Raw genomic sequence first — 6,777 nt, 5'->3', positions numbered from 1 at the left:
GTTGGGCTTGCCCCTGCGAAGATAGCTAGCTGCCGGGTCCTTTTTTTTGCCTTTTATATTCAAAAGCCAAGTCTTTTATTTACTTAGACTTGGCTTTTTTCGTACATAAATATTTAGATATATTTTAAAATAACATTATATGTTTTTAGTAATTGTTAACAAAATGTCAAATGTTTCACAAACATTTAATAAGTTATAAATCTTTTTTACCTAAAAGCGTTTTCAGGTCAATTTACTCTTTTTTTAACAATATTTATGTGGTATATTTATGATGATTAATAATGAGTCTATGGAGGACATATTATGGTTAAAAGAATTGGTATTTTGACTTCTGGTGGTGATTCACCGGGAATGAATGCTGCAATACGCGCGGTAACACGTGTTGGATTAAATAGTGGTCTTGAAGTATTTGGTATTTACAATGGTTATAAAGGAATGGTTGAAGGTTATATTGAACCATTAACTCGTGAAACTGTTGGAGATATCGTAAACAGAGGTGGAACTATATTAGGATCAGCTCGTTTACCAGAATTCAAGGACATCGAAGTCAGAAAAAAAGCAATCGCTCAATTAAAAAAGAGAGGTATTGAAGCCGTCGTGGTTATTGGTGGTGATGGTTCATATCGTGGAGCATTATCTTTAACTGAAATGGGCATTAACTGTATCGGATTACCTGGTACAATTGATAACGATATTACTTGTACAGATTATACGATTGGTTTTCAAACAGCTTTAGAAACTGTAGTTGAATGTGTTGATAAACTAAGAGACACTTCTAATTCACATCACCGTTGTTCTATTGTTGAAGTTATGGGAAACCGTTGTGGAGACTTAGCGTTATGGTCAGGTATTGCTTGTGGTGCCGAAATTGTAGTAACAAGTGATACAGGATTTGATGAACAAGATGTCTTAGATCGTTTAAGAGATATCGATATTATTAAAAAGAAAAAACACTCGATTGTTGTAATTAGTGAAAAGATTACTGATGTAGATCAATTTGCAAAAAAGGTTAGTTTGAATACGGGCTTTTCAGGAAGAGCAACTGTTTTAGGCCATATTCAACGTGGGGGATCTCCATGTCCATTTGACCGTTTGTTAGCATCACAAATGGGGGAAAAAGCTGTAGATTTATTGATGCAAGGCATTGGTGGACAATGTATTTCAATTCGTGATAACAAGATTATTTCTTATCCAATTGAAGAAGCATTGAGCATGCCACAAGAATCTCGTAAACCACTAATGAATTTATTTGATCGTTTGGTTTAGGATATATTAGAAGGAAGGATATACATATGAGCAAAAAAACAAAAATTATTTGTACTATTGGTCCAGCTAGTGAGAGCAAAGAAGTTTTAACAAAACTTGTTGAAGCTGGAATGAACATCGCACGTTTAAATTTCTCTCATGGAGACTATGAAGAACATGCGGAACGTGTTAAACGTATTCGTGAGGTTAGTAAAGAAACAGGAAAACCTATTGGTATTTTATTAGATACTAAAGGTCCTGAAATTCGTTTAGGTGATTTCGAAAATGGTGGATGCAATTTTGTTGAAGGTGACGAAATCGATTTAGTAAAAGATGAAGTTTTAGGAAACCACGAAAGATTTACATTACGTTGTCCGGAAGTATTTAACGACGTTAAAGTTGGTGATTACATTTTAATGGATGACGGAAAAATGAAAGTCACTTTTACTGAAGTAACTCCTGATCGTATTCATGGTGTTGTAAACAACCCTCACTTCTTAAAGAGTCGTAAAGGATGTAATTTACCAGGCATTAAGTTAAGTATGCCATTTATTTCTGAAAAAGATGAATCAGATATTCGTTTCGGATGTAAAATGGATGTTGACTATATTGCAGCAAGTTTTACTCGTCGTAAAGATGATGTATTAGCAATTCGTCAAATTTTGATTGATGAAAATAAAGATATGATTCAAATTTTCCCTAAAATTGAAAACCAGGAAGGTTTTGATAACATCCGCGAAATCTTAGAGGTTGCAGATGGAGTAATGGTTGCTCGTGGAGATTTAGGTGTAGACGTAAGTTTAGAATTAGTACCTATTTATCAAAAACGTATGATTGCTGCTGCAAACGAAGTTGGTAAACCAGCTATCACTGCAACACACATGTTAGAATCTATGCAGGAAAATCCTCGTCCAACACGTGCAGAAGCAAGTGACGTGGCTAACGCTATTATGGATGGAACAGACTGTATCATGTTATCTGGTGAATCAGCTGCAGGTCATTACCCAGTTGAATCTGTTCAAACAATGACTAAGATTGCAAATGCTATTGAACCAATGATTCCTTATAAAGATCGTTTGAAAGCTAATGTTAAATCAAGTAAACGTACTTTAAACGATGCAATTGGTATTTCAGTAGCTGATACTGCATTGGCAATTGATATTAAATGTATTATTGCATTTACACAAAGTGGAAATACAGCTCGTCGTCTAGCTAAATTCCGTCCATGTGCTCCAATTTTAGCTGTTACATTTGATGAAGTGACTCAACGTAGTTTATTACCAGTTAATGGTGTAACTCCAGTCGTTTCAAATATTCAAAATAATAAAGAAAATGATATTGATTTAGCTCGTAACTTAGCATTACAAGCTGGATTCAAAACAGGAGATCACATCATTGTTGTTGCTGGATATCCAATCGGATCAGGCAACACAAATATGATGCGTATTGCTCAAATCTAGTTAACATTGCCCTCATTTTGAGGGCTTTTTAATACAAAAAAGCTGTGGGTTATTCCACAGCTTTTAATGAATCAACCATTTGAATGTTATTTAATTTTTTATGCATGCACAAATTGATGATTGCATTGAAAACAATTGTCATCACAAAACTAATCACATAAGATATTGAATTGATTGTTCTACCAAACATAATATCATCCATTTCAGCTAAGTTCATAATTAAGTGATGTAATGCTACACCAATTACTAAACCAATCAATGAACCTAAAATAGTTAATAGAACGGTTTCACGATTGATATATGCATCTACCTCTTTTCTTGTAAAACCAAGAACTTTAATTGTTGCAATCTCACGTTTTCTTTCGGAAATATTAACATTGCTTAGATTGTATAAAACTACAAATGCAAGACATGCTGCTGAAATAACAAGTACAACAACGATATAGGAAATACTACTAATCATGTCTTTAAAGTTTTTTTGTAGAGATGAATAGAAAGTTACGCTTTGCACACCGTCAATATTCATAATTTTATTACCTAAATTTCGTTCAAACTTCTTAGTTGTTTTTTTAGACTTAATTAAGTAAATATGCGTTGTTTTTGCATTTGTATTCCAACTCTTGTATAACGATTCACTTGCATAGATGTGGTGACCAACATAATTTGTAAATACACCCTTGATTTTAGCTTTAATAACTTTATTATTGGTATCTTTTAATGTAATCATGTCTCCAGCCTTTTTGTTCAATTTAGTAGCCATTTTTTGAGATATTAATACTGAAGAATCATCAAGATCAAATTCTTTGTTACCGTTAAATAAAGTACAGAAATCTTTAAATTTATCATGATTTGAAATAATATGGACCGTAGTAGAAAGGTCTTTATTGTCAATCTTCGTAGTTACCGCAAGATGATCTTCCTCATATACATCTTTAACCCCCTTTAAAGAATGTATTTGAGATGTCATTTCACTTGATTTGGCTGAAATTGTGGCATCATAGTGATAGATGACATTATATTGTTGGTTTACAATATCTGAAATACTATCATTGATACCAAAGCCAGCCACTAATAAGGCAGAACATCCTGCAATTCCTATAATAGTCATGAAGAATCGTTTTTTATAACGGAAAATATTTCTTGCGGTTACCTTCTGTAAGAAAGACAAACGTTTCCATATAAGTGGAATTTTTTCAAGCATAATTTTCTTACCAGCTTTTGCAGCTTTAGGACGCATTAACTGACTAGGCATTTCAAATAATTCACTATAAATAGAATATAGTGTGGCTAGTAAAGTAATACCAGTTACAGAGCCACTGGCTAATAAGATAAGACCAGGCTGGAATAAAAAATGAATTTTTTCAATGTTATATAAAGTGTTCCAAGCATTAAAGATGACAGTTGGGAACAAATACATTCCTAAAGAACATCCTAAAATAGATCCTAAAACACTTGCACTAAATGCATAGATTATATATTTAAGTGCAATATGACTTTTTGAATAACCAAGAGCTTTTAAAGTTCCCATTTCATTTCTTTGTTCATCAACCATTCTTGTCATCGTTGTCATGCAAACTAGAGCAGCCACTAAGAAGAAGAATACAGGGAATACTTTGGCAATACCATCCATACGGTCTGCACAGGCTCCATAATCACGATAAGAATAATGGGAGTCACGATCTAAAACAATCCATTTACCTCTCATCTTATCAATTTCTTCTTGTGCCTCATTTATTTCTTTTAAGGCATCGTGTTTTCGAACATTAAACTCTGCTTTAGATAGTGCTAGCTTTTCAATGTTTGAATTTATTGCATTTTTGGCATCTTGAATTTTGGATACTCCATCCTCATATTGAGATTCACCATTTATTAAATTAACATAGGCACTGTTTAATTGATTTTTTGCATTTAATAACTGATTTAACTGAGATTGTAATTTAGCCTTTTTTGCGACACCTGCTTGGATTTGGTCGATCGCATCCTGAAGTTGTGGTATAGCCGCTTCTAACTCAGCTTTTTTAGCTATTGTACTGTCAATTTCAGCGATTTTTCCTTGCAGATATACTTTTCCATTGTTTAGGTTTTCAATTACTTTATTCTTTATAGCTTCAGATGATTCATCTGTAGTAGGTGTGTTTTGAGCCTTTTCAATTGAGATGTCTATCAAATGAATAGAATCTTGAATCATTTTACGTTGCATATTAAGGTCATCCATTGCGGCATTAATTTGATTCAAACCATTTTCAGCTTGTTCTTTCTGAGACAATAACTCAGGAAGTTTTTGTTCACTCTCTTCAATTTGAGCAATCGCATTTTGTAAAGTAGGAATATTATCTAATAATTGTAAATTTGCATAATATTCATTCCACCATTGATCAATTTGATTTTTAGAATTCTGAAGCTTAATTTCATTACTTTGAATCTCTGCAAGCCCCGAATCAATCTTATCTTGAGCATCATTTAATTTATTTTCTGCATCATTCAATTCATCGTTTGCTTCCTGTTTTTTTCCATCTAATTCAGATTGATAAGACTGAATACGTACATCGATTTGTTTGTTTGCGATTTTTTTGATTCTTTTTAATACAGGATCAACAACATCAAAATATGCATCGCTATAACAATCTAATTCTTTTGCACCCTTAACACAAACATCAACTTCTGTATAATAATCCTTTAAAACATTTGAATTTTGTATATATATAAAAGAGTTTACCGTTCCTGATCCAATATTACTTGATCCTTTCTCATAAGATAAGTAATTCGGATTATAACAAGTACCTACAATTTTATATTTTGTGTTTTTCAAGGAGTTAGATAAAGCTTCATCTGTACCACTCTGTAATTTGATTGTATCTCCAATATGGAAAGTACCATATAATTTATTTGTAGCAGAGCTAGCCTCAATCAAACACTCATTTTCTCTTTCAGGCATTCTTCCTTCGACTACACGGATCTTATTCATCTTTTGATCAATCTCATAAGAAATGACTTTAATAACCATTTGTGTTGAATCAATCTGAGACAATGTATCCATTGAAAAGTTTGGCTGTACGGATTTGACACCTTTTAATTTTTGAATGGCCTTTACATCTTTCTTGGTAAGTCCCAAAGTTGAATAGATTTGTATATCTTGAACATTATATGTATCAAAATACATATCGGCACTGTTTTTCATATCCGGTGCACTCGCTTTAATGCCGGCAAAGAATGCCACACCAATTGCGACAATACAAAGGATAGATAGAAAACGACCGAGGGAGATTTTAATTTCACGGAAAATATCTTTTAAATAAGAAGAAGGCATATTAATACTCTATGTCATTTACATCCATAGGATGCTCATTACATGTAATACTTTCAATTTTTCCACTACGAACTTTAATGACCTTATCTCCCATTGGTGTTAATGCTAAGTTGTGGGTAATAACTATGACAGTTTTATTTTGCGTTCTACACGTATCTTGTAAGACCTTAAGAACTTGTTTACCTGTTTGATAATCCAAAGCACCTGTGGGTTCATCACAAAGTAAAAGCTTTGGGTTTTTAGCTAATGCCCTTGCGATTGCAACACGCTGCTGCTCACCGCCAGAAAGCTGGCTAGGGAAGTTGAACATTCTATCTTTTAGTCCAACAAGTTCTATAGTTTCATCTGTATCAAGTGGTTTCTTACAAATTTGTGTTGCAAGTTCAACATTTTCGCGAAGAGTAAGATTTTGAACTAGATTATAAAACTGAAAAACAAATCCAACATCATATCTTCTATAAAGTGTCATATCCTTTTCTTTATAAGAACTGATTTCACGACCATCTACAATGATTCTTCCTTCACTGACAGTATCCATTCCACCCAGTAGATTTAGGATAGTACTTTTACCAGCACCACTGGCTCCTGCGATAATCACAAACTCGCCTTGTTGTATTTCAAAACTCACATTATCTAAGGCATGTATGTCGACTTCGCCCATATGATAAGTCTTTTTTACATTTTCAAAAGAAATGAAAGCGCTCATATAAATCACCTGTTATGAAGTGACCTTTGTCAAGACAAAATTACACTCATATTCTAAAA

The 6,777-nt window shown here is 33.1% G+C and carries 4 protein-coding genes; 2 read left to right on the top strand and 2 right to left on the bottom strand.

Annotation, left to right across the window (positions count from 1 at the left end):
* The first annotated feature begins 303 nt into the window (after window positions 1–303).
* Together pfkA and pyk are read left to right on the top strand one after the other, a co-directional pair.
* The gene (gene pfkA, locus LJE08_RS12405; protein WP_117926648.1) at window positions 304–1,266 is read left to right on the top strand and encodes a 6-phosphofructokinase; all 963 of its coding nucleotides are present in this window, start codon (window positions 304–306) and stop codon (window positions 1,264–1,266) included.
* Window positions 1,267–1,292: 26 nt separating this feature from the next.
* A complete protein-coding gene (gene pyk, locus LJE08_RS12400; RefSeq protein WP_222620955.1) occupies window positions 1,293–2,705 on the top strand; it encodes a pyruvate kinase in 1,413 nt (470 codons plus the stop codon).
* A gap of 49 nt (window positions 2,706–2,754) precedes the next feature.
* Here pyk and LJE08_RS12395 read toward each other — a convergent pair whose 3' ends face one another.
* Together LJE08_RS12395 and LJE08_RS12390 are read right to left on the bottom strand one after the other, a co-directional pair.
* Window positions 2,755–6,012, bottom strand: a complete 3,258-nt coding sequence (locus tag LJE08_RS12395) for an FtsX-like permease family protein (RefSeq protein ID WP_227403383.1) — start codon at window positions 6,010–6,012, stop codon at window positions 2,755–2,757.
* 1 nt (window position 6,013) lies between these two features.
* Window positions 6,014–6,718: an ABC transporter ATP-binding protein gene (locus LJE08_RS12390; RefSeq protein ID WP_227403382.1), complete on the bottom strand. Its 705-nt coding sequence runs from the start codon at window positions 6,716–6,718 to the stop codon at window positions 6,014–6,016.
* Between the last annotated feature and the right edge of the window lie 59 nt (window positions 6,719–6,777).

This window comes from Holdemanella sp. DFI.5.55 (genome assembly GCF_020593575.1).
Lineage (GTDB): Bacteria > Bacillota_I > Bacilli_A > Erysipelotrichales > Erysipelotrichaceae > Holdemanella > Holdemanella hominis.
Note: the sequence above shows the minus strand (reverse complement) of the source record. Positions and strands in the feature narration are given on the sequence as shown.

Coding starts and splice junctions, on each gene's coding strand:
- pfkA (WP_117926648.1), top strand. CDS start 304: ATGGTTAAAAGAATTGGTATTTTGACTTCTGGTGGTGATTCACCGGGA.
- pyk (WP_222620955.1), top strand. CDS start 1,293: ATGAGCAAAAAAACAAAAATTATTTGTACTATTGGTCCAGCTAGTGAG.
- LJE08_RS12395 (WP_227403383.1), bottom strand. CDS start 6,012: ATGCCTTCTTCTTATTTAAAAGATATTTTCCGTGAAATTAAAATCTCC.
- LJE08_RS12390 (WP_227403382.1), bottom strand. CDS start 6,718: ATGAGCGCTTTCATTTCTTTTGAAAATGTAAAAAAGACTTATCATATG.